General features: G+C 68.8%; 23 protein-coding genes and 1 tRNA gene. 13 read left to right on the top strand and 11 right to left on the bottom strand.

Annotated features, from left to right (window positions below; genetic code table 11):
* Window positions 1-2: 2 nt before the first annotated feature.
* The gene (locus tag IM776_RS04715) at window positions 3-821 is read right to left on the bottom strand and encodes a LuxR C-terminal-related transcriptional regulator (protein ID WP_422730935.1); all 819 of its coding nucleotides are present in this window, start codon (window positions 819-821) and stop codon (window positions 3-5) included.
* A gap of 161 nt (window positions 822-982) precedes the next feature.
* Between IM776_RS04715 and IM776_RS04720 the strand changes: the two genes are divergently transcribed.
* Together IM776_RS04720 and IM776_RS04725 are read left to right on the top strand one after the other, a co-directional pair.
* Window positions 983-1330 carry a DUF485 domain-containing protein gene (locus IM776_RS04720; RefSeq protein WP_194421864.1) on the top strand — a complete coding sequence of 116 codons (348 nt, stop codon included), beginning with the start codon at window positions 983-985 and terminating at the stop codon, window positions 1328-1330.
* Window positions 1327-2961, top strand: coding sequence for a solute symporter family protein (locus tag IM776_RS04725; protein WP_194421865.1), 1635 nt, complete (start codon window positions 1327-1329; stop codon window positions 2959-2961). The genes IM776_RS04720 and IM776_RS04725 overlap by 4 nt, the downstream gene beginning before the upstream one ends.
* A 77-nt stretch (window positions 2962-3038) precedes the next feature.
* Here IM776_RS04725 and IM776_RS04730 read toward each other — a convergent pair whose 3' ends face one another.
* Window positions 3039-3575 carry a methylated-DNA--[protein]-cysteine S-methyltransferase gene (locus IM776_RS04730; protein WP_194421866.1) on the bottom strand — a complete coding sequence of 179 codons (537 nt, stop codon included), beginning with the start codon at window positions 3573-3575 and terminating at the stop codon, window positions 3039-3041.
* A 211-nt stretch (window positions 3576-3786) separates the two neighbouring features.
* Here IM776_RS04730 and IM776_RS04735 point away from each other — a divergent pair, with 211 nt between their 5' ends.
* The 3 genes from IM776_RS04735 (at window position 3787) to IM776_RS04745 (ending at window position 8744) form a co-directional block, all read left to right on the top strand.
* Window positions 3787-7449 carry an AAA family ATPase gene (locus tag IM776_RS04735; RefSeq protein ID WP_194421867.1) on the top strand — a complete coding sequence of 1221 codons (3663 nt, stop codon included), beginning with the start codon at window positions 3787-3789 and terminating at the stop codon, window positions 7447-7449.
* Window positions 7442-7654, top strand: a complete 213-nt coding sequence (locus IM776_RS04740) for a hypothetical protein (RefSeq protein WP_194421868.1) — start codon at window positions 7442-7444, stop codon at window positions 7652-7654. Before IM776_RS04735 ends, IM776_RS04740 begins: the two co-directional genes overlap by 8 nt.
* A gap of 151 nt (window positions 7655-7805) precedes the next feature.
* Window positions 7806-8744 carry a hypothetical protein gene (locus IM776_RS04745; protein ID WP_194421869.1) on the top strand — a complete coding sequence of 313 codons (939 nt, stop codon included), beginning with the start codon at window positions 7806-7808 and terminating at the stop codon, window positions 8742-8744.
* A gap of 106 nt (window positions 8745-8850) precedes the next feature.
* On the opposite strand, the gene mscL is transcribed toward IM776_RS04745, so the two are convergent.
* From mscL to IM776_RS04760, 3 genes are read right to left on the bottom strand one after another with little or no spacing between them, the layout of a single operon-like run.
* Entirely contained in the window at window positions 8851-9276 is a 426-nt protein-coding gene (gene mscL / locus IM776_RS04750) for a large conductance mechanosensitive channel protein MscL (protein ID WP_194422506.1), read from the bottom strand.
* Between the two features lie 26 nt (window positions 9277-9302).
* Window positions 9303-9575 carry an FmdB family zinc ribbon protein gene (locus IM776_RS04755; protein WP_194421870.1) on the bottom strand — a complete coding sequence of 91 codons (273 nt, stop codon included), beginning with the start codon at window positions 9573-9575 and terminating at the stop codon, window positions 9303-9305.
* A gap of 16 nt (window positions 9576-9591) precedes the next feature.
* Window positions 9592-10188: a 5-formyltetrahydrofolate cyclo-ligase gene (locus IM776_RS04760; RefSeq protein WP_194421871.1), complete on the bottom strand. Its 597-nt coding sequence runs from the start codon at window positions 10186-10188 to the stop codon at window positions 9592-9594.
* Between the two features lie 51 nt (window positions 10189-10239).
* Here IM776_RS04760 and galU point away from each other — a divergent pair, with 51 nt between their 5' ends.
* The 4 genes from galU (at window position 10240) to IM776_RS04780 (ending at window position 12856) form a co-directional block, all read left to right on the top strand.
* Entirely contained in the window at window positions 10240-11127 is an 888-nt protein-coding gene (galU, locus tag IM776_RS04765; RefSeq protein WP_194421872.1) for a UTP--glucose-1-phosphate uridylyltransferase GalU, read from the top strand.
* Between the two features lie 22 nt (window positions 11128-11149).
* Window positions 11150-11779: a GNAT family N-acetyltransferase gene (locus IM776_RS04770; RefSeq protein ID WP_194421873.1), complete on the top strand. Its 630-nt coding sequence runs from the start codon at window positions 11150-11152 to the stop codon at window positions 11777-11779.
* 74 nt (window positions 11780-11853) lie between these two features.
* Window positions 11854-12726, top strand: a complete 873-nt coding sequence (locus tag IM776_RS04775) for a hypothetical protein (protein ID WP_194421874.1) — start codon at window positions 11854-11856, stop codon at window positions 12724-12726.
* Between the two features lie 54 nt (window positions 12727-12780).
* Window positions 12781-12856: transfer RNA gene (locus tag IM776_RS04780), tRNA-Ala, on the top strand.
* Between the two features lie 172 nt (window positions 12857-13028).
* Here IM776_RS04780 and IM776_RS04785 read toward each other — a convergent pair.
* The 4 genes from IM776_RS04785 to IM776_RS04800 form a co-directional block, all read right to left on the bottom strand.
* A complete protein-coding gene (locus IM776_RS04785) occupies window positions 13029-14852 on the bottom strand; it encodes a thiamine pyrophosphate-requiring protein (RefSeq protein ID WP_194421875.1) in 1824 nt (607 codons plus the stop codon).
* On the bottom strand, window positions 14849-15154 hold the full coding sequence (locus IM776_RS04790) for a hypothetical protein (RefSeq protein WP_194421876.1): 306 nt from the start codon (window positions 15152-15154) through the stop codon (window positions 14849-14851). Before IM776_RS04790 ends, IM776_RS04785 begins: the two co-directional genes overlap by 4 nt.
* 86 nt (window positions 15155-15240) lie before the next feature.
* Complete coding sequence (locus IM776_RS04795) at window positions 15241-16146, bottom strand: metallophosphoesterase (RefSeq protein ID WP_194421877.1); 906 nt, start codon at window positions 16144-16146, stop codon at window positions 15241-15243.
* Window positions 16147-16176: 30 nt separating this feature from the next.
* A complete protein-coding gene (locus IM776_RS04800; protein WP_194421878.1) occupies window positions 16177-17097 on the bottom strand; it encodes an AEC family transporter in 921 nt (306 codons plus the stop codon).
* Between the two features lie 144 nt (window positions 17098-17241).
* Between IM776_RS04800 and IM776_RS15900 the strand changes: the two genes are divergently transcribed.
* Window positions 17242-17376: a hypothetical protein gene (locus IM776_RS15900; protein WP_267237934.1), complete on the top strand. Its 135-nt coding sequence runs from the start codon at window positions 17242-17244 to the stop codon at window positions 17374-17376.
* A gap of 88 nt (window positions 17377-17464) precedes the next feature.
* On the opposite strand, the gene IM776_RS04805 is transcribed toward IM776_RS15900, so the two are convergent.
* On the bottom strand, window positions 17465-18229 hold the full coding sequence (locus IM776_RS04805; protein WP_422730936.1) for an IclR family transcriptional regulator: 765 nt from the start codon (window positions 18227-18229) through the stop codon (window positions 17465-17467).
* Window positions 18230-18281: 52 nt separating this feature from the next.
* On the opposite strand from IM776_RS04805, the gene hutH reads away from it, so the two are divergent.
* The 3 genes from hutH to hutI all read left to right on the top strand — a co-directional run bounded on the left by hutH (window position 18282) and on the right by hutI (window position 22691).
* The gene (gene hutH / locus IM776_RS04810) at window positions 18282-19826 is read left to right on the top strand and encodes a histidine ammonia-lyase (protein ID WP_194421879.1); all 1545 of its coding nucleotides are present in this window, start codon (window positions 18282-18284) and stop codon (window positions 19824-19826) included.
* On the top strand, window positions 19823-21463 hold the full coding sequence (gene hutU, locus IM776_RS04815; RefSeq protein ID WP_194421880.1) for a urocanate hydratase: 1641 nt from the start codon (window positions 19823-19825) through the stop codon (window positions 21461-21463). The genes hutH and hutU overlap by 4 nt, the downstream gene beginning before the upstream one ends.
* Window positions 21464-21548: 85 nt before the next feature.
* Complete coding sequence (gene hutI / locus IM776_RS04820) at window positions 21549-22691, top strand: imidazolonepropionase (RefSeq protein ID WP_228479917.1); 1143 nt, start codon at window positions 21549-21551, stop codon at window positions 22689-22691.
* On the opposite strand, the gene IM776_RS04825 is transcribed toward hutI, so the two are convergent.
* On the bottom strand, window positions 22688-23059 hold the full coding sequence (locus IM776_RS04825; protein ID WP_194421881.1) for a hypothetical protein: 372 nt from the start codon (window positions 23057-23059) through the stop codon (window positions 22688-22690). The genes hutI and IM776_RS04825 overlap by 4 nt on opposite strands.

Consider the following 23059-nt stretch of genomic DNA (forward strand, 5'->3'; position numbering starts at 1 on the left):
ATTCAGGGAAGAATTCCCGCTCGCCGGGCCCGTGCGACCGCCGCGTGCCTGGTGGAGGCATCGAGTTTCGACATGGCAGTTCCGAGATAGGCCTTCACAGTGCCCTCGCGCAGACCCAGCTGAGCGGCTATCTCGGCGTTCGTGCTGCCGAGTGCCGCACACGCCAGCACATCGGTCTCGCGAGGGGAAAGGCGCACCGTGGGAATCGGGCGCGTGACCGAACCCGTTCTGGGCTGAGAATCCTCCCCGGCGAATGCGAGAAGCCGCTTCTCGATCTGCGCCAGGCGGGTCCGCAGCTGTGCGTCGGAGATCTCGGCGGAGATGCTGCGCAGTTCGGCGAAGCTCTCCCGCAGCTCCTCGCGATCGACCGGTGAGACCGCTTGCGCCTGCGGCGCCAGGGCGCGCACGCGGCGGTCGACCTCGTCACGGATCCGCAACTCGGATGCGATGGTGTCTGCGACGGTCATCGCCGGTGCGGTCGTCACCCCTCCGACCGGAGACTCCTGCCATGCGCCGGCGTAGATCACGCCCCGGGGGCGACCGTCGACGACGATCGGCAGCGCCAGCAGGGTGCGCAGCCCCTCTCCGAGGATGAACCCGTCGTAGTCGTGCGTGATGTGCTGCGAGGTGCCGTAATCGCTCGTCATACGGGGCCGCAACTCGGTCATCGCACGGCCTCCCAGGCCGCGATCGGGACGGACCTTGAGGCCCTCGATGCTGCGGGTACGCGCACCCAGGATGCTGGTCACCGAGACGGCCCCGTCCTCGAACAGGCCGCCGAACGCCACCGGAAAGCGGGTGCGCTGAGCCAACTCGCGCACTGCCTGTGCGACGAGGTCAGCGTCCGGATCACGCGCGATCGTTGGGCTCCTCGGGTACCTACTTTCGGGGGTGATGGCAACGTCCCCCGTTTCGTAGCGTCGACCCTACCACTCGCCCGGCCCCCGCCGCGCGAGGATCCGACATGAGGCAAGGAGGCCCCATGACTGACCGAATCCCCGATGAATCGGCGGGCGCGATCGACTACGTCGAGGTCGAGGAATCCGCACGATTCCAAACGCTCAAGAGAACCCAGCGCTCGTTCATCTTCCCTTTGGCGGCTCTGTTCCTGATCTGGTATTTCGTCTACGTCCTGCTGGGCGCCTATGCGACGGAATTCATGGGCCAGCGCGTATGGGGCGACATCACCGTCGGGCTGCTGCTCGGACTCGGGCAATTCGTCACCACCTTCGCGATCACGATGGCCTATGTCGCTTTTGCGAACCGAAAGCTCGATCCCAAGGCGCAGGAGATCCGCGAAGAACTCGAGAAGGTGCAGGCAGGCGCATGAATATCGTTCACATGGCCGCCGTGCCCGCCGGTGAGAACAATCCGGTCCTGAACATCTCGATCTTCGCGGCATTCGTCGCGGTGACGCTGTTCATCGTCATCCGCGCGAGCCGCAACAACAAGACGGCAGCCGATTACTACGCGGCGGGACGTTCGTTCACCGGCCCGCAGAACGGCTTCGCCATCGCCGGCGATTATCTCTCGGCCGCATCATTCCTCGGGATCTGCGGCGCCATCGCGGTCAACGGCTATGACGGATTCCTCTATTCCATCGGATTCCTCGTCGCCTGGCTCGTCGCCCTGCTGCTGGTCGCGGAGCTGATGCGCAACACCGGCAAGTTCACGATGGCCGACGTGCTCTCGTTCCGCCTGAAGCAGCGCCCCGTGCGGATGGCGGCAGCAATCACGACGCTGGCCGTCTGCTTCTTCTATCTGCTCGCGCAGATGGCCGGCGCCGGTGGCCTCGTCTCGCTGCTCATGGGCATCGAAGGCCGCATCGGCCAGTCCATCGTCATCGCGGTGGTCGGCGTCCTGATGATCATCTACGTCCTGATCGGCGGAATGAAGGGCACCACCTGGGTGCAGATCGTGAAGGCGTTCCTGCTCATCGGCGGCGCCATCGTGATGACGGTATGGGTGCTGGCGATCAACGGGTTCAACCTGAACACGCTGCTCGAGTCCGCCGTCGAAGCCTCCCCGCAGGGTGAGGCGATCCTCGCACCGGGACTCCAGTACGGAGCCAACCCGCTGGATTTCGTGTCGCTCGGTCTGGCGCTGGTGCTCGGAACCGCAGGTCTGCCGCACGTCCTGATGCGCTTCTACACCGTGCCGACGGCCAAGGAAGCACGTCGTTCGGTGGTGTGGGCCATCTGGCTGATCGGCGGGTTCTACCTGCTCACCCTGGTGCTGGGCTATGGCGCGGGTGCACTCGTCGGGCCCGAGGTGATCCAGGCGGCACCCGGCGGGGTGAACTCCGCCGCGCCGCTGCTGGCGCAGTACCTCGGCGGCCCGCTGCTGCTCGGATTCATCTCGGCGGTCGCATTCGCCACGATCCTGGCCGTCGTCGCCGGACTCACGATCACGGCTGCGGCATCGTTCGCGCACGACATCTACGCGAACGTCATCCAGAAGGGTCGTAAGAAGGCCGACGGCACGCCGGTGGACGCCGACCCCAACGCTGAGGTGAAGGTCGCGCGCCGGACGGTGGTCGTGATCGGCATCCTGGCGATCCTCGGCGGTATCGGCGCGCAGGGCCAGAACATCGCGTTCCTCGTCGCTCTCGCCTTCGCCGTGGCGGCGTCGGCGAACCTGCCGACGATCCTCTACTCGCTGTTCTGGCGCAGGTTCAACACCCGCGGCGCGGTGTGGAGCATGTACGGCGGGCTCGGCTCCGCGATCATCCTCATCGCGCTGTCGCCGGTGTTCTCTGGCTCGGAGACCTCGATGATCCCGACGATCGACATCGCGATCTGGCCCCTGAACAACCCGGGCATCGTCTCGATCCCGCTCGGGTTCATCCTGGGATGGCTCGGAACGATCACGAGCCGCACGGCGGAATCCCGCCAGCTCGCCGCCGAGATGGAGGTGCGGTCGCTGACCGGTTTCGGAGCTGAGAAGGCGGTCGAACACTGAGCGGGGCATCGATCATGCCCTGAGCCCACCGAAGAGCACGAGGACCCCGGCGGCCCACTCGCCGGGGTCCTCGTCGTCTAGGTCGCCGCGACGTGCTTCGCGGGGTTCTTCTCGAGGTCGAGCAGGTACCGCTTGTGCTCGGGGTGCGCTCCATACTGACCAGGGGTGCCGTCCGAGCGCACCACGCGGTGCACCGGCACGATGATGGAGAACGGCGTGAGACGGCACGCTGTGCCGACAGCGCGCGCTGCTCCTGGGCTCCCCGCGAGCACGGCCACCTCGCCGTAGCTAATCGTCTCGCCCCATTCGATCGTGGTGATGGCCTGCAGCGCGGCCCGATGGAAGCCCTCCACCAGTCGCCAGTCGAGGCGTACGTGCTCGTCGAAGCGCATAGGGACGCCCGCGAAGTAGTCGTCCAGCAGATGTGCGAGCTCATCGGCGGCTCCCGGATCGGGCAGGGGGACCTCACCCAGTCGTGCCGACACGTCTTCGAGCAGCCACGGCACCGACGGATCGGCGGACTCGGACAGGTCGAGGCGGACGATGCCGTCGTCGGAGAAGACCACCAGCGCATCACCGAAGGGGGTGGGTGCGAAGTCGTAGCGGAATGTCATGAGCCCATCCTGAACCCTCTGCGGATCGCGCGAACCGTCCGAATCCACGAGTGGGGGAGAAGCCTCGAAACGCCTGCCGATGTGGAGGAAAAGTGGGCCAATCCCGTGAAACCCGCCCAGGATACAGGGTGGGCGGCTGTCCGGAGCCTAGTCTGTCTATGTGTGGCGACGTGAAGACAAAGCTGCGGATACCGCGGCAGCGGAAGCCGCGATGACGCTCGATGATCAGAAGGATGATCCCGGCGCTGTCGTCGTGGCACACATCGCCGACGCCGAGCGCACCCGCCTCCGCGCCGAGGCCGCCGACCTCGGCGGCCGTTCCCCTCTCGTCACCTATCGCGACACCGTCGAGGGCGGCATCGACATCTCCAAGGCCCACCCCGGAAGCCTGCCGCAATTCATCACGGGCAAGTCGACGCTGCTGTCGAATCTGTTCCGCGACGAGGTGGGTCTGCGCACCGCACGTCTGGCTGCGGAACGCATCACTGCGAAGAACACCGAGCTGCGCACGGTGCGCGGGATCGACGCCGTCCATCTCGCGGTCGGACTCGCCGGCTGGCGCATAGGCGGCGCAGACTTCGCCGCTCCCGTGCTGCTGCGACCGCTGGCGATCCGGCGGCATCACACCGACTACGAGCTGAAGCTCCACGGTGCGTTCCTGGTGAACCCCGAGCTCGTGCGGGTGGCCAGGGAGCACTTCGGGATCACGATCGACGCCGAGGCGCTGGCTTCCCTCGCGTACGACGGCGGCATCTTCAAGCCCCAGCCGGTCATCGACCGCCTGCGTGCGGCGGCCCAGTCCATCGACACGTTCACCGTGCTGCCGAGACTGGTCGTCTCGACGTTCGCAGACATCGGCGCCTCGATGGCACGTGACAGCCGCACTCTCGACCACCGGCTGCTCAACGCCCTCGCCGGCCACTCCGCGGACCGCGAGCAGATCATGGCAGTACGCCCGCAGCCTCCCGTCACGAGCCCGGACGACCGCGCACCGGCATCCGACACGCTGCTGCTCGACGCCGATGCGGAGCAGGAGTCCGTGCTCGCGCGCATCACCGCCGGACATTCGCTCGTCGTCGCGACGCTGCCGGGAACGGGCGGAACGCAGACCGTGATCAACGCCCTCGGCGAACTGGTGCGTGCAGGAAAGCGCGTGCTCGTGGTCTCCGCGCGACGCTCCACTCTGGACGGCGTCCGTCACCGCCTGAGCGGCATCGGCCTCGACAGCCTGGCGGTCTCTCCGGGCAGCATCCGTCGCGATCTCGTGCGAGCGATCGGCCGCAACGAGAAGGCGACCGCGCCCAAGGTCAACGACGTCGATGACGCACTCGTGCGCCTGCGCAGCGTGCTCCTCGACTACCGCAAGGCTCTCACCGCACCCGTCGACGGGCTCGACGCGACGATCCTGGACGCCACGCGCCACCTCACTCGCCTCGCCTCCCTGCCGACGCCGCCGTCCACGACCGCGCGGCTGAGTTTCGACACTCTGCGCAGGCTCGCGGCAGGGCGCAGCGACGCCGCTGCCGCTCTCGTGCAGGCCGCGCGCCTCGGTGAGTTCCGGTTCGGGCCGAACGACTCGCCCTGGTACGGAGTGAACTTCCGCAGCACGCAGGACGCCCGCTCTGCGCACGACCTCGCAGGCAGGCTGCACACGACGAGCGTTCCCTCGCTCCTCGAGCGCGGGTACGCCCTGATCTCGCAGACGCGGATGCGCCCGTTCGCCACGATCGACGAGCTCGGCGAGTACCTGCGGCTGCTCGAGGGCATCCGCGACTCCCTCGACCGGTTCAGCCCCACCGTGTTCGAGCGCCCGCTGGGCGAGTTGATCCAGGCGCACGGCTCCCGTCGCGACGCGCCGGCGATGTCCGGCGCGAATCGCCGCCGGCTGCGCAGGCTCGCCAAGGAGTACGTCCGACCCGGCGTGCACATCTCCGAGATGCACGAGGCGCTGCTGCGCATCCAGCAGCAGCGCACGCAGTGGCAGCGGTTCGTGGACGCAGGCGTCGCGCCGGAGATTCCGCTCGGCATCGGAGATGTGTACTCGTCGTGGCAGCGGGTCACGGCGGAGCTGGCAGAGCTGGACGCCGCACTCGGCCGGCGTGAGCCCCTCGCGAACCTGCCGGTGGAGCGTCTCGTTCGCACCCTCGCAGGCCTCGCCGCCAAGTCGGACGTGTTCGACAACCTCGTCGAGCGTGCGACGATCCGCGACAAGCTCGCGACCTTGGGGCTGGAGCCGCTGCTGGCCGAGCTCTCGGTGCGCCACGTCGCCGAGGACCAGGTCGCGGAAGAACTCGAGTTCGCCTGGTGGCAGTCACTCCTGGAGCGGGCGCTGCAGGACAACCGTGCGCTGCTCGGCGCGAATACGGCGGTCGTCGATCGCCTCGAGCGAGACTTCCGCCTGGTCGACGAGGCTCATGCGGCGCTGGCAGGTCCGCTGCTGGCCTGGCAGCTCGCGAACCAGTGGCGCATCGCGATCGTCGACGAGCCGAGCGAGTCGCAGAATCTGCGTCGTGCGCTCACACAGGGGACGCCGACCACCCCTGAGATCGTCTCCGCCGCGCCGATGCTGATGGACGTGCTCGCACCCGCCTGGATCTCGTCGCCCTATCTGGTGCCGGAGATCCCGGATTCGGTGGAGTTCGACACCGTGCTGCTGGTGGATGCCGCAGCCATCAACCTCGCCGAGGCCGCCCCTGCGATCCGCCGCGCGCGACAGGTGGTCGCCTTCGGCGACCCGGTCACGCAGCGGCCGACGCCGTTCGAGATGGCAGTGGATGCCGGTGACGAATGGGATGCCGAGGTGCCGTTCGACGAAACCTCGGTGTTCGAGCGTCTCGCCGAGCTGCTGCCGGTGATGACGCTGACGCGTAGCTACCGCGCCGGGGGCGAGGACCTCGCCGAGCTCATCAACGACGCCTTCTACGGCGGAGAGATCGTCTCGCTGCCATGGGCCGGCTCGTACCTGGGCCGCGGCAGCCTCACCGTCGACTACGTCGAGGGCGGTGTCGGCGCGCCAGACCCGGTCTCCGGTGCCGTCGAGAGCCCGGACGCGGAGGTCGCGCGGGTCGTCACGCTCGTCGTCGAGCACGCGGTGCATCGCCCGTCCGAATCGCTCATGGTCATCACCGCCAGCGCCCGTCACGCCGAGCGCGTGCGCGCCGCGGTCACCACGGCATTCGCCGGCCGATCGGACGTCGCCGATTTCGTCGGCCGCGACACGGCCGAGCCGTTCGCCGTGCTCACCCTCGAGGAATCAGTGGCCGAGAGCCGCGACCGGGTGATCTTCTCGCTCGGCTACGGACTCACCAAGCACGGTCGTGTGCTCAGCGACTTCGGCGATCTCTCCACGCCGGACGGCGAGCGGCTGCTGACCGTCGGCATGACCAGGGCGCGTCGTTCCATGGTTCTCGTGTCCTCCATCCGTCCGTCGTCGTTCGACGATGGACGGCTCGCGCACGGTGCATCCACCCTCATGTCGATCCTGGGCGGCCTGGCGGCTCGAGGGAGGGACTCGCGCCTCGAGGACCTCGCCGATCCGCTGACGCTGGCACTGGCGCGCGAACTGCGCCGCCTGGGCGCGTCCGTCGATGTCGACTACCGCGGACTGCTGCCGCTGGTCGCCCAGCACAACGGCAAGGCCGTCGTCATCGAGTCGGATCCAGAGACTCTGGGGGAGTCGCTGCGCGAGACGCTGCGCCTGCGTCCGCACGTGCTGCGGCGCCTGGGCTGGCATTACGTGCGCGTGCACGCCTTCGACCTGTACAGCGACCCGGTGACCGCGGCATCCCGGATCGCAGCCGTGCTGGGAATCTCGGCCGACGCGGTGCGCGCCGAGACCGACACCCAGCCGATCGACCTGCCGGGCGATGTCTGAGCCGTATGCCGACGATTCGGATGCCGCTGCGAAGCAGCGTCAGCGGATCGAGAAGGTGCCTGGGCGCCGTCGCGCGCGTCTGACCCCTGCCCCCGGCACTGATCCGTCTCCGGAGGTCGCGCCCAAGACGGACGAACCGGCGCGTCCGGCGGGGAGGGGCCCGAACGACGAGCAGCTGCTGCGCGACATCCCGCCGCACTACTGAACGCGCTGACCTGACCTCCGGCGGCCGGCGAAGACCGCGAAAGGGCGGCTCAGCACTGTACGCGTCGTGGTGACCATGCTCAACCGCCCTCTCGGGGTCGGGCTGTGGAAGGATTCGGCGGGGATGCCGTCGAATCCGGGATGCTCGGACCATGAGCGCACGCAGGCCGCTGCCGTACTTCCTGGCGACAGGTGCGTTCGCCACGTCGACGGCGAGCGAGTTCGGAATCTCGCGGGGACGAATGCGGGCCGCCGACCTGGCCACGCCGTTTCGCGGTGTGCGTTCGGTAGGGCTCGACCTGTATGACCTGGTGCAGCGGAGCCGCGCAGCCGCAGTGTTCATGGGTGAGAACGAGGCGTTCTGCCACAGCACAGCGCTCGGGCTCTGGGGTGCCCCGCTCCCTCTCGCGCTGGAACTCGTGGACAGTGCACTGCACATCGGTACCCGGGGCACGACCCGTCGTCGACGAACGGGAGTCATCGGCCATCGCATCTCAGCAGACACATCCATGTGCCTGAGCCCGGACGGGCTGCGCACAGTCGTCCCCGCGACAGCATGGTGTCAGTTCGCCTCACAGCGCGATGGCCGGACAGACGCCGAGATGCTGCTGGCGCTGGTGTCGGCTGCCGATCATCTCGTCACGGGGCGTCGCAGGAGTGGCGGCCGAGAGCCCGCGATCTGCACGACGGATGACCTGGTCGCGGCCGTCGCCGCCTACGGTTCGGGTCGAGGTGCACGGATGCTCGCACAAGCGTTGTCGCTCGTGAGGAGCGGAGTGGACTCGCCGAAGGAGACGGAACTGCGTCTGATGCTGGGCGACGCAGGACTGGATGAACCGGTCGTCGGGCACGTGGTGCAGACACGGCTCGGCCCGCTCGAGCCCGACCTCGCCTACCCGCATCGGCGCGTGCTGATCGAGTACGAGGGAGATGCGCATCGCGAGAATCGTCGTCGCTGGCGCGGCGACTTCGAACGAGTGCGTGCGTTCCAGGAGGCGGGGTGGACCGTGATCCGTGTGAACGCGGACGACCTCGCAGACGAACGTCGTCGCGCCGCGCTGATCCTTCAGCTGCGGGCTCTGCTCTCGTAGCCCCACGACCGGAGAGTCAGCATCCGCGATGCGAAAGGGCGGTCCGGCACGGTCCGCGATGCGGGAACCGTGCCGAACCGCCCTCTCGGTCCGGGCGAGATGCGCGTCAGAGGCCGGTGCCGGTGCCCGTGCCTGCGCCCTTGCGCAGCGCGTCGCGGATCTCGATGAGCAGCTCCTGCTCGCTGGGCAGGGTCTCCTCTTCGACGGCCGGGTTCTTGGCGGCCTGGCGCTCCTTGTACGTGTTCATCGGCAGGACGAAGACGAAGTACACCACGACCGCGACGGCGAAGAAGCTGATGATGGCCGAGACCAGCTCGCCCAGCGGGAAGGTCACCGGGTCGCCGTAGATGCTCGTCAGCTGCGGACCGAAGTTGCCGGCGGCATCCGCTTTGAAGAAGAGCGAGACGAGTGGGTTGATGATGCTCGACACGACTGCGTTGACGATGGCCGTGAAGGCGCCGCCGATGACCACGGCGACCGCGAGATCGATGACATTGCCCTTGGTGATGAACTCTTTGAAGCCCTGGAACACGGGTACCCCCATCTTTCGAAGCCGCCTCAACTCGAGGCGGGAGCGGCCGCGGGTGCCGGGCTGGCGCTCGTCGACGTCTCCGACTTCGATGATGCCGATGAACTGGGCTTCTCACCACCGCCACTCCGAGAGTCCGTGCGATAGAACCCGGATCCGTTGAACGTCACCCCGATCGAGCCGTACTGCTTGCGCAACGATCCGCCGCATTCGGGGCAGAGGGTGAGGGCGTCGTCGGTGAAGGACTGGACTGCGTCGAAGGCGTGATCGCACGACGTGCAGGCATAGGCGTAGGTGGGCATGTGCTTCTCAGGGTGTTCAGGGTCGCTCGTGCGACAGGTGGAGCGTGCGAGTGGGCGTCACGACGCCGGTGACCGGCTGATCATGGAGCTCTCGCGGGAGGGAGTCGAGTACCTCGGAATCATAGGTCACGGCGTACACCGGAGGGCAGTTCTCCATCGAGCCGATGGTCTTGTCGAAGTAGCCGCGGCCCCAGCCGAGTCTGGTGCCCGCGGAATCCACGGCGGCCGCGGGAATGATCATGAGGTCGACATCGTTGACGGCGATCGGGCCGAGCACCTCGCCGGTCGGCTCCGGCAGGCCGAAGAGGCCTTCTGCGACGTCTTCGGTGTCGTCGGCGACAGCCCAGTCGAGCAGGCCGTCGGCCCGCGTGATCGGCAGCAGCACGCGGATGCCGCGCCGCACAGCATTGATGATGAACTCGCGGGTGTCCGGTTCGGTGGTCGTCGACAGGAAGCAGGAGATCGATCGGGCGTCATGAGACGCGACCAGTGCGTCGAGCTGTTCGGTGATCCCGGATGCCGCGACTTCGCGCTGCTGGTCGGACAGCAGCTGGCGGCGCTCGCGCAGGTCGGCGCGCAGTGCGCGCTTCTCTTGTTCGATGTCAGACGACATGCTGCGATTCTACGTGGCGGTCCTGCGCGGGACCCCCAGTAAGCTGGCCAGATGGGACATCAGTCAATCAAGGCAGTCATTCCGGCAGCGGGTCTGGGCACGCGCTTCCTGCCCGCCACGAAGGCGATGCCGAAGGAGATGCTGCCGGTCGTCGACAAGCCGGCGATCCAGTACGTGGTCGAAGAGGCCGCCTCGGCCGGCATCGATGACATCCTCGTGATCATCGGCCGCAACAAGAACATGATCTCCAATCATTTCGACTCGGTTCCCGAGCTCGAGGTCAAGCTCACCGAGAAGGGCGACATGCAGCGCCTGGAGCGGGTCATGAAGTCGAGTGACCTCGCAGACATCCACTACCTCCGCCAGGGCGAGCCGAAGGGGCTCGGTCACGCGGTGCTGCGCGCCAAGACGCATGTCGGCGACAGCTCGTTCGTCGTCATGCTCGGCGACGACCTCATCGATGAGCGCGACGAGCTGATCACGACGATGATGGCCGAGCATGAGCGCACCGGCGCCACCGTGGTGGCCCTCATGGAGGTCGACCCGGCGCACATCCACATGTACGGCGCCGCTGCGGTGGAGCCCACCGACCAGGACGGCATCGTGCGCGTCACGGGTCTCGTCGAGAAGCCGGCGCAAGAGGATGCCCCGTCGAACCTCGCCATCATCGGCCGGTACGTGCTGCCGCCCGCGGTGTTCCCGATCCTCGAGCGCACCGAGCCCGGCAAGGGCGGCGAGATCCAGCTGACGGATGCGCTGCAGGAGCTTGCGGCCGAGCCCGAAGGCCCCGGCGTCGTCGGCGTGATCTTCCGCGGACGCCGCTACGACACCGGTGACCGCGTCGACTACATCAAGGCGATCGTCCAGCTCGCGACCGATCGCGACGACCTGGGCGCCGACCTGCGCCCGTGGCTGAAGGAGTTCAGCGCGAGCCTCTGAGCGCGCGGACTGCGGGGATCGCATGGAACTGCTGCAGGGGCACCGTCACGGCCCGGTCGAGCTGAGGCTCATCCGGTCTCGTGACGCGCGCGTCCTCCAGCAGGAGCTGCTGGACAATCGTTCCTGGCTGCAGCGGTGGGAGGCGACGATCCCCGGCGGCGCGACGAGCTTCGACATGCGCCTGAGCATCCGCCGGCTCCTGCAGCAGTACCGCGACGGCGGCGGATACCCCTTCGTGATGCTGTATGACGGCGAGATCGCCGGCCAGCTGAATGTGTGGGGCGTGGCCCGCGGATCGCTGTGCTCTGCGACCATCGGCTACTGGGTCAGTGAGCGGTTCGCGGGACACGGCATCACGCCGACCGCCGTCGCCCTCGCCACCGACGCCTGCTTCACCGATTACGGGCTGCACCGGATGGAGATCTGCATCCGCCCCGAGAACGCAGCGAGCCTGCGGGTCGTGCAGAAGCTCGGCTTCCGCTACGAGGGATTCCGGCGCCGCTTCATCCACATCGACGGAGACTGGCGCGACCACTACGCGTTCGCGCTGACACGCGAAGACGTGCCGGAGGGCGTGCTGTCGCGCTGGCTGAGCGGGAACGCTCCGCAGGATGCCGCCAGCATCCCGCCCTCGGATCGTCTTCCGATCTGAATTTCCCGCATGTCGGATCCGACACGCGTTGCAACTGAGGGGCGCATGCCGCGCGGTCGCATACCGTTGAGGCTATGAATGGGCCGGTGCTGAGCGGGGGCGTCATCGTCCTTGTCGCGGTGCTGCTCTGGATGCTGTATCTGCTGCCCTCGTGGCGAGGCCGGTATCAGTACAACGCCGCCGAGCGGAACGCCGTGCGCCTGAACCAGGCGCTGCGCGTGCTCGCCGAGACCAGCGAGACGCCGGACGAGGTCCGGCTCGAGCTCAACGCCCGCACCGCGCTCGCACAGCAGAAGCTCGCCAAGCGCCTGCAGTCCGAGAAGGAGGCGGGTGAACTCGTCCGTCTTCGCGCCGAGCTCGCCGCGACGCGCGCGGATCCGGTGATGCGCCAGGCGCGCGCTCGCCGCCGCGTGCGGATCGCTGCTGCTTCGGTTCTGATCCTCGGGCTCTCGATCGCCGGGCTCGGCGTGTGGCAGCTCGTCAGCGGCGGTGCGCAGGTGCTGATCTGGATCGGGGGTGCCCTCGCCGTCGTGGCTGCGGTCGCGCTGCAGAAGATGGCATCCGTCGCCCGGCGCAGCCTGAGCCGACCCGCTGCGGAGGTTCTGCCAGAGCCCGCCCCGCGCATCTCGCCGCCGCTGCACGACCAGGGACGGGCATCGTGGACGCCGCGCCCGCTGCCGGCCCCGATGGTGCAGGTCACCGGATCGCTCGCTCATACCGCCCGAGCCGAGATCGAGGCCGCGCAGGAGCTGCGTCGTACTGAGCGGGTCGCCGAGCTGCGCAGGCGTGCGGCGCAGATGGCTCCGCCCGAGCCCGTCGCGCTTCCTGCCCCGCCCGCTCCTGCCGCTGCGCAGGAGGCGTCGCCGTACGCGCGGATGGGCTTCGTGGATGACGCGGAGATCGAACAGCACGTGCGCCAGATGCTGCAGCGTCGTGCCGCGGGCTGACCGCCGCCTCGGCGCATCGTGCCTTTGCGGCGTGATAATCTAGCTGAGGTTCATGGGCCTATGGCGCAGTTGGTAGCGCGCCTCGTTCGCATCGAGGAGGTCAGGGGTTCGAATCCCCTTAGGTCCACCAACGTGACACGGCTCCGGGCGAATGCCCGGGGCCGTATCGCGTTAATCGGCTGAGCGATTCGGGGAGGAGTCGCGGCGCAGCCGCAACGACGGAGTCCGCTTAGGTCCACCAACGTGATGCGGCTCCGGGCGAATGCCCGGGGCCGCATCACTTTCTCCGCGGTACGCGCGATTCACTCGCCCCTCTCGATGCGCACGTACTCCTCCAGCAGCCTGCGTGCACGGTCGCCGATGTCGCCCGGCTCCGAGTCGAGCGCCGAGCGCATCGTGTCGAGCTTGGATGCCGCCTGCGCCAGCGGCGGCACCATCGGCGCCGCCGGGTCCGTGACGATGTCGAGGACGTATGGTCGATCCGCGGCAAGAGCGCGCTGCCACGCGGCATCCAGCCTCGTAGGATCCGTCACCCGCTCGCCGTCGAGACCGAGCAGATTGCCGTACTCCGAATAGGGCACGTCCGGAAGCGCCTGCGTCTGACGGAAGCGCGCCATCCCCTCCATCTCGCGCTGCTCCCAGCTCACCTCTGCGAGATCCCTGTTGTTCAGGACGGCGATCACGAACCGGGGATCGGCCCAGGACTGCCACCGCGAAGCGACGGTGACGAGTTCGGCGAGCCCGGTCATCTGCATCCCGCCGTCACCGGAGAGGACGATGACGGGTCGCTCCGGGAATGCGAGCTTCGCAGCGATCCCGTATGGAATCCCGCATCCCATGCTCGCGAGTGTTCCGGAGACGTGCGCGGGCACGTCGATCGGAAGGCGCAGCTGTCGCGCGTACCAGTAGACGACGCTGCCGACATCCAGGGCCACCTGTGCGTCGTCGGGAACATGGGCGGAGAGGGCGCGGATCGCGGACTCGGGATTGATCGGGTCCATCGGCACATCGGCGCGTTCGCCGCGCACCCGATGCCACTCGGACACGAGATCGCGCACGCGACCAGCCCATCCCGCTCCCGACTTGTCCTCCAGCAGATCGAGCAGCGCCGTCAGCGTGCCCGACGCCTCGCCGGTGAGCCCCACCTCGACCGGATAGCGGTTGGCTATGCGTGAGGCCCGGATGTCGATCTGCACGGTGCGGGCCTTTCCTGGCGCCGGGTAGAACTCCGTCCAGGGGTCGTTCGAGCCGACGATGAGCAGCGTGTCGCATTCGGCGAACACCGCAGCGCTCGCCGTCGTCCCGAGATGGCCCATGACGCCGGCGGCATCCGGGCGCGATTCGTCGACGTACGGCTTGCCGAGCAGACTCGTGACGATCGCAGCGCCCAGCCGATCGGCGACCGCCTCGACCTGGATGCGGGCCGTGGCAGCGCCCTTGCCGACGAGCAGCGCGACGCGGTCACCGGCGTTGATGACATCGGCGGCGTTCTGCAGCTGCGCCTGAGACGGCCGAACGAGAGGGGGTGCGAACTCGGTCGACGTCACGATGACGCCATGTGTGTGCGGGAGATCGGGCGCGGGTGATGACTGCACGTCGTGCGGGACGATCACGACCGCGGGCGAGCGGGTGTCAAGGGCGGTCCGGAACGCACGGTCGATCGCCATCGGCACCTGATCGGGCGTCGTCACCTCCGTGATGTATTGCGAGGCGACATCCGAGAAGAGGGTGCGCAGGTCGATCTCCTGCATGTAGCCGGAGCCGAGGACGCTGCGGTGCTGCTGGCCGATGATGGCGACGACAGGAACGCCGTCGAGCTTCGCGTCGTAGAGACCGTTGAGGAGATGAACGGCCCCCGGCCCCTGGGTCGAGACCATGACGCCGACACCGCCGGCGTACTTCGCATGGCCGACGGCCATGAATGCGGCATTCTCCTCGTGCCGGGCCTGGACGAACTCGACGGCCCCGTCGGTCTTCTTGAGGGCCGCCAGGATCCCGTTCACGCCGTCACCGCTGTAGCCGAACACGCGGCGGACATTCCAATCGCCCAGGCGCTCGACGATGACGTCCGCGACGGTGGCTTCCGGATGCTGGTTCGTCGTGGTCTCCGGTCGCTGCGCGCTCATCGCGGCTCGTCGCTCGGGGCGTCGGCGTCGGGTGCGTCGATGTCGGGGGTGCTGTGCGGCAAGGGGGCATCGGGGTCATGAGGCGCCGGGTCGGCGGTCATCCTGGCCTCGGGATCCTCCTCGTTGCGCGTCGACCCGTCCGGCTGCCCAGATTCGCCCTCCGTGCCGACGGGGTCCGTATCGGGATTGTCGGCCGGGGCGACCGCGTCGCCGCCGAAACCCCTCTTCCGCGCAACATCGCTCGGGGTGACGTCGGTGGCGTGCGCAGCCGATTCGCCTTGGTTCTCGTCTTGATCGCTCATTGCTCGCTCCTTCTCTCGGGAGCAAGCGTGGTCGACGTGTGATGCGTACGACAGGGGGTGGATGCTGCGGAGGTGCTGACGTATCCTCAGGGCGCGAGAGACTCCGCGGGCTCCACCGGCCGCCCGGCATCCCGGATGATTTCGGCGACGACATCCGCGTCGAAGTGGAAGACGAGGTCGTCGGGCGTCAGTCGCTCGAGGAACGGCACGACGCGCACGCGGTCTTCCTCCACCGTCACGACCGATCCGCCGTAGCCGTCGATCGCCGCCTCCTCGGCGGGGTCGCCGAACGCGCACGAGATGTTCGTCACGCCCGGCGCCACGGTCACCGGGACACCGGCCACCAACTCCGTCACCGGCAGGTGGTAGTGGCCGGCGAGGACCACGCGCACATCCGAGCCGCGCACGATGTCGATGAGCTCGTGGCCGTCCTGTTCATCCAGCGCGAGCGCCTGCAGCAGATCGGTCTGCGCCCGTACCGGCGGGTGATGCACGACCACGACGGTGCCATGCTCGGCGGGGACGGCGAGAGTATCGCGCAGGAACTGCTTCTGCTCATCTTCGAGAGCGCCGTAGCCGACGCCGGGAATCGAGCTGTCGAGCACGATCACCCGCCAGCCGTCGTGCGTGGCGACGGATGCCACGGGGCGGTCCAGGTCGATCCCCGGGAGCTCGTGCTCACCGGCATCCGGTTGTCCACCACCCAGCACGGTGCGGAACGGCTCGCGCTTGTCATGGTTGCCCATCGCGAACACGACGCGCGCTCCGCGCGCCTGCGCCCACGGCGTGAGGTGCTCCTTGACGGATCGATACGACTCCTCGGTGCCGTCCTCGCTGACGTCGCCCGAGACGACCACGAGGTCGAACAGCAGATGCCCCACACGTGCGAGTGCGCGGCGGAGATGCTCGACCGTGTCGACCACCCCGTAGTGGCGCCCGCCGTCGCCGGAGAAGTGCGTGTCGCTGAGATGAAGGATGCGCAGACCGCTCATGCGTTCACTCTGCCAGAAGGGACCGACATCTCACCCGAGAATCAGTGTCGCGGCGAGCAGCACGGGAATGCATCCGACGGTCGTGATGAACACGGTGTCGCGCGAGATCGACTCGCCGATGTCGTAGCGCTGAGAGTAGTTGAAGACGTTCTGCGCGGTGGGGAGCGCGGCCAGCACCACGACGATCAGCACCTCGTGAGCTGAGAGACCGAACACGAACTCCGCGGCCACCCATGCGATCACCGGCATCACGAGCAGCTTCAGCGTGCTCGCCAGCAGCACGTCGCGGCGGTGCCCCGAGGTGCCGAGAACCTTCTGCCCGAACAGAGAGATGCCGTAGCTGATCAGCAGCACCGGCACGCACGCGTTCGCCAGCAGGGTCGCCGGCTCCATGACGATGGGCGGCAGCTGGATGCCGAGCACGGAGACGAGGGTGCCGAGAGCCGACCCGAGGATGATCGGGTTCGTGGCAGTGCGCAGGAAGGTGCGCCACGCCGAGGTCCGACCGCTGGTCACGGCGTCGAGGATCGTCAGGGAGATCGGCGTGAAGACCAGCAGCTGCAGGAGGATCACCGGTGCCGGGTAGGCGGCGCTGCCGAGCAGATACAGCGACAGGGGGATGCCGATGTTGTTCGAGTTCACCTGGCCTGCGGACAGCGCGCCGATCACGGTCTCGCCGACGTCGCGCCTCCAGAGCAGTTTCGCGACGAGCGCGTACAGGCCGATGACGGCAACCGCGGCGATCGCCGAGACCGGCAGCAGTGACGAGAACAGCACCCGCGCGTCCGCCTGCGCGAGCACCGTGAACAGCAGGAAGGGGGAGAGGACGAAGAACGTCAGCCGGCCCAGCACATGGCGGGCGTGCGGGCCGAGCAGATCGATGCGCCCGATGATGTACCCGACGGCGATGGCGAGCCCCACCACGGCGAATCCGGTGAGAGTCTCGAGCACTTTCCGAGCCTAGCGCTCGGCGGTTCCGGCATCCGGCAGAGGAATCCATTTTTTCCTTCTCACCGGGAAATTTGACTTCCCTGGGGAACCGGCTATGGTCGGGGTCACACCCGCCAGCCGATACGAGAGGGGAAGCGAGTCCCGATGGCAGGAAAGACACCGACAGCGAAGACAGGGAAGAAGACCGCGCAGCTGACGCTCAAGGAGAAGCGGGCAGCCAAGCGCGCCAAGCAGGAGCCGGAATCATTCATCAAGCCACGCAAGGGCGCGGCCGGCTGACCAGACGAAGATCCGGCCCCTGAGGGGTGAGGGAGCTGCGGGCGGGTGACCTGCGGCTCCCTCTTCCTCGTTCTAGCGCTTCCTCGTTCTAGCGAAGGCGACGCTGCAACTCGACCGCCGTCTCCGTCACGGCGGCCGCGGCATCCGCCTCCGTCGGTCCGGTGCCGCTCGACCATGTCACGGCGACCGCCGCGAGCGGCCACCCCGAGGTGTCGAGCACGGCGGCCCCGACAGAGCGCGTCCCATCGGTCACCTCACCGTCCTCCGACGCGTGGCCCGCGGCGCGGATGCTGCGCAGCAGCTCCCGCAGCTCACCGGGTCTGCCCGGTCCTTGACCGGTGCGCGTCGAGAACGCCGACGCGTTCGGATACAGGGCCCGCACCTGCTCGCGCGGGAGTGCCGCGAGCATCGCGCGTCCCGTCGCGGTGAGATGCGCCGGAAGGCGCACGCCGACATCCGTCACGAGGGCCGGACGACGCGGAGCGCGCTCCTCGACGATGTAGACCACATCCGATCCGCTCAGCACGCCCAAGTGCGTGCTCTCGCCCAGACGATCGGCCAGCGCCGCGACGAGCGGACGGCCGAGCCGCGCCAGGGGCTGCTGCCGGGCGAAGCCGCCCGCGAGCTCGGATGCTGCCGTGCCCAGCGCCCACCGGCGCTCCTCGCGCAGGTGCAGCACGAATCCGTGGTCGGCGAGGGTGTTCAGCAGGTGATGCACGGTCGAGCGGGGGATCTCCAGGTCCCTGGCGACGGCGGATGCCGCGACCGGCGCCGGGCGCGTGGCCAGGTGCCGCAGGATCCGCAGGGTCTGGTCGGCGGCCGGCACCTGCGGATTATCTGGGATCACAGACACAGGATGCCACGCGGCCCTGTCCGCCGCCACTGTGGGGGTGTGGAATCAGGTCATGCCTCATCACATCCGCATCGGCGCCGAAGTCCTCACCCCCGCAGACGTGGTGGCGGTCGCCAGGGACGGCGTGCAGGTCGAGCTCGCCGAAGAGGCGCTGGACCGCATCACCGAGACCCGCGGCGTCATCGACGGCCTCGCCGCCGACCCGCACCCGCACTACGGCGTCTCGACGGGGTTCGGCGCGCTCGCCACGACCTTCATCGCCCCGGAACGGCGCCGACAGCTGCAGGCGAGCCTGATCCGCTCCCACGCCGCCGGCACCGGTGCCGAGGTCGAGACCGAGGTCGTGCGCGCGCTGCACCTTCTTCGCCTGCAGACCCTCGCCTCCGGACGCACGGGCGTGCGGCCGATCGTCGCCGAGACGTACGCCGCGATGCTCAACGCGGGCATCACTCCGACTGTGCGGGAGTACGGGTCGCTGGGCTGCTCGGGCGATCTCGCCCCGCTCGCGCACATCGCACTCGCCGCGATGGGGGAGGGCGAGGTGCGCGTCGACGGTGCGCTCGTCCTGGCATCCGACGCGCTCGCCGCAGCCGGCATCGACCCGCTCGTCCTCGAGGAGAAGGAGGGGCTGGCGCTCATCAACGGCACCGACGGGATGCTCGGCATGCTGCTGCTCGCCCTGCACGACCTCGAGACGCTTCTCACCACTGCCGATCTCGCGGCGGCCATGTCGATCGAGAGCCAGCTCGGCACGGACGCCGTTTTCGCCGCCGATCTCATGGCGCTGCGTCCGCAGACCGGGCAGGCTGTCTCCGCCGCCAACCTGCGCGCGTTCCTCGCGGACTCGCCGATGGTCGCCAGTCATGCGGGGCCCGAGGACGGGCGCGTACAGGACGCATACTCGCTGCGCTGCGCGCCGCAGGTGCACGGCGCGGCCCGCGACACCATGGCGCATGCCGCGACGATCGCCGCGCGGGAACTCGCGAGCGTCATCGACAACCCCGCGGTCATGATCGACGGGCGGATCCAGTCCAACGGAAACTTCCACGGCGCGCCCGTCGCGGCCGTGCTCGACTTCCTCGCGATCTCGGTCGCCGATGTCGCCTCGGTGTCGGAGCGCCGCACCGACCGCGCACTCGACCCCGCGCGCAGCCACGGACTGCCGCCGTTCCTCGCGCACGAGGTGGGCGTGGACTCCGGCCTCATGATCGCGCAGTACGCCGCCGCCGGGATCGTCTCCGAGCTCAAGCGGCTCGCTGTTCCGGCATCCGTCGACTCGATCCCGTCGTCGGCGATGCAGGAGGACCACGTCTCGATGGGCTGGTCGGCGGCTCGCAAGCTCCGCCGCGCGATCGACGGACTGGCCCGTGTCCTGGCCATCGAGGTGCTCACCGGTGCCCGCGCCCTCGATCTGCGCGTGTCGCTCGAGGCAGGGTCCGTCACCGGAGCCGTCCGCGACCTCGTCCGCACTGTGGCCGAGGGCCCCGGCCCCGACCGGTTCCTCTCGCCCGAGATGGAGGCCGTGGCCGAACTCGTCCGATCGGGCGCCGTCGCCCGCACCGCAGTCGACGCCCGCACCGCCAAGGAGAACTCATGACCCGTCAGATCACGGCCGCACGCGGTCCCGAGCGAATCGCCAAGAGCTGGGGCGCCGAGGCCGCCAAGCGGATGCTGATGAACAATCTCGATCCGGAGGTCGCCGAGCACCCGGAGGATCTCGTCGTCTACGGCGGCACGGGCCGCGCGGCCCGCAGCTGGGAGGCGTACGACGCGATCGTGCGCACTCTCGACGAGCTCGAGCCCGACGAGACGCTGCTCGTGCAGTCCGGCAAGCCCGTCGGGGTGTTCCGCACCCACGAGTGGGCGCCGCGCGTGCTCATCGCGAACTCGAACCTCGTGGGGGACTGGGCGACCTGGCCGGAGTTCCGCCGGCTCGAGGCGCTCGGACTCACGATGTACGGACAGATGACTGCGGGGTCTTGGATCTACATCGGCACGCAGGGCATCCTGCAGGGGACCTACGAGACCTTCGCGGCCGTCGCACGGTCGCTCGAGCGCGACTCGCTGGCCGGCACCCTCACGCTCACGGGCGGCGCCGGTGGCATGGGCGGCGCGCAGCCTCTCGCCGTGACGATGAACGGGGGAGCGGTGCTCATCGTCGACGTCGATGAGACGCGGTTGGCCCGCCGCGTCGAGCACGGGTACCTCGACCGTTACACGGCCGACCTGGACACGGCCGTCACAGATGTCCTCGCCGCCAAGGACGCCGGCGAGGCGCTCTCCGTCGGGATCGTCGGCAATGCCGCCGACGTGTTCCCCGAGTTGATGCGCCGCCGCATCCCGATCGACATCGTCACGGATCAGACCAGCGCGCACGACCCGCTCGCGTACCTTCCACAGGGCGTCTCCCTCGCCGACTGGAAGGCCGAGGCGGAGCGCGACCCGGAGGAGTTCACCCGCCGCGCGCGCGCCTCGATGGCCGAGCACGTGGCCGCGATGGTCGGCTTCCAGGATGCAGGGGCCGCGGTCTTCGACTACGGCAACTCGATCCGGCGCGAGGCCGAGCTCGGCGGGTTCGAGCGCGCGTTCGCATTCCCCGGATTCGTGCCCGCGTACATCCGGCCGCTGTTCGCCGAGGGCAAGGGACCGTTCCGCTGGGTCGCGCTGTCCGGAGATCCGGCGGACATCGCTGCGACCGATCGCGCCGTGAAGGAGCTCTTCCCCGAGGATGCGGCCCTGCACCGCTGGCTCGACCAGGCCGCTGAGAAGGTGCGCTTCGAGGGGCTGCCGGCCCGTATCTGCTGGCTGGGCTACAAGGAGCGGCACCTCGCCGGGCTGAAGTTCAACGAGATGGTGGCCTCAGGCGAGCTGAAGGCGCCGATCGTGATCGGCCGCGATCACCTGGATGCCGGTTCCGTCGCCTCGCCGTACCGTGAGACCGAGGCGATGGCCGACGGCTCCGACGCGATCGCCGACTGGCCGCTGCTGAATGCGCTGCTGAACACGGCATCGGGAGCGTCGTGGGTGTCGCTGCACCACGGCGGCGGGGTCGGGATCGGGCGCAGCATCCACGCCGGCCAGGTGACCGTCGCCGACGGCACGGCGCTCGCGGCCGAGAAGCTCGAGCGCGTCCTTACCAACGATCCGGGCACCGGCGTCATGCGTCACGTGGATGCCGGGTACGAACGCGCCCGCGAGGTCGCCCGCACCCGCGGTCTGAAGATCCCGATGTAACCGCCTCCCCGTTCCGCGAGACTTCACATGTGTCTCGCTCCAGGGGCGAGCTCGTGACATATGTGAAGTTTCGCGGGAGGTAGATGTGCTCATCACCAACATCGGAGAGCTCAGCACGAATACACGGGCGGGCGTGCTGCGCGATGCGGCGGTTCTCGTCGAGGACGGTCGGATCGTGTGGGTGGGAACGGCTGCGGACACTCCTTTCCGGGCGGATGAGGTCGTCGACGCCGGCGGCCGCGCGGTCATCCCCGGGTTCGTAGACAGCCACAGCCACATCGTCTTCGGCGGCGACCGCGCGGAGGAGTTCGAGGCGCGGATGGCGGGCGAGAAGTACGCAGCCGGCGGCATCCGCTCCACGGTCTCGGCCACGAGAGACGCCACAGACGAAGAACTGGGCGCTCGACTGCGCGGATTCATCGACGAGATGCGCGCGCAGGGCACCACGACGGTCGAGATCAAGAGCGGCTATGGCCTCGACGTCGAGACGGAGGAGCGCCTGGTGCGACTCGCGGCCGAGGTGACTGACGAGGTCACCTTCCTCGGCGCGCACGTCGTTCCGGCGGAGTACGCCGATGATCCTGACGGGTACGTCGACCTGGTGACGGGCCCGATGCTGGATGCCTGTGCCCCTCACGCCCGCTGGATCGACGTGTTCTGCGAGACCGGGGCGTTCAACGTTGCACAGTCGCGTCGCGTGCTCGAAGCAGGGATCGCACGCGGGCTCGCCCCCCGCGTGCACGCCGGCCAGCTCGGCCCCGGTGACGGGGTGCGCATGGCGGTCGACCTCGGCGCGGCATCCGTCGACCACGGCACGTATCTGACGGACGACGACGTCGCGGCGCTCGCGGCATCCCGCACCGTGCTGACGCTTCTGCCTGGTGTCGAGTTCTCCACGCGGCAGCCCTATCCGGACGCGCGGCGGCTCATCGACGCCGGTGTGACCGTCGCACTGGCTTGCGACACGAACCCCGGTTCGAGCTTCACCTCGTCAATGCCGTTCTGCATCGCCGTCGCCGTGCGCGACATGGGTATGACCCCGGGCGAGGCGCTGTGGGCGGCGACCGCCGGAGGTGCCGCGGCGCTGCGCCGCGACGACATCGGCATCATCGCGCCGGGCGCCCGCGCCGACCTCGTGCTGCTCGACGCTACGAGCCACGTGCACCTGTCCTACCGCCCCGGCGTGCCGCTGGTCCGCAGCGTCTGGAAGGACGGCGTCGTCGTCTAGGACGCGACAGGAACCGCCGACCACTCGATCGCCGCGCAGGTCAGCAGGCCGATCAGCGCGACCGCGGCCATGGCGATCATCAGCCCCGCCATGATGCGCAGACGTCGCTCGCGGGCATTCACCGCCCAGCGGGTCGCGAGCAACGCCACGTACAGGGCGATCACGAGGACCGCTGTGACCCAGGCGACCGCGGCCGAGTCGCGCGGGTCGAACACCGTGAGCAGACTCAGCGGCACCAGGCAGATCAGCGCGAAGAGGCCGGCGACCACGATCCAGATCGTGCCGTCCGACGACCGCAGTGCGGGCTGATTCGCCATCCGCGTGGGGTCGCGCCGGGCGTCCACCCGGCGTGATCGGGGGTTCGCCAT

Source organism: Microbacterium abyssi (genome assembly GCF_015277895.1).
Lineage (GTDB): Bacteria > Actinomycetota > Actinomycetes > Actinomycetales > Microbacteriaceae > Microbacterium > Microbacterium abyssi.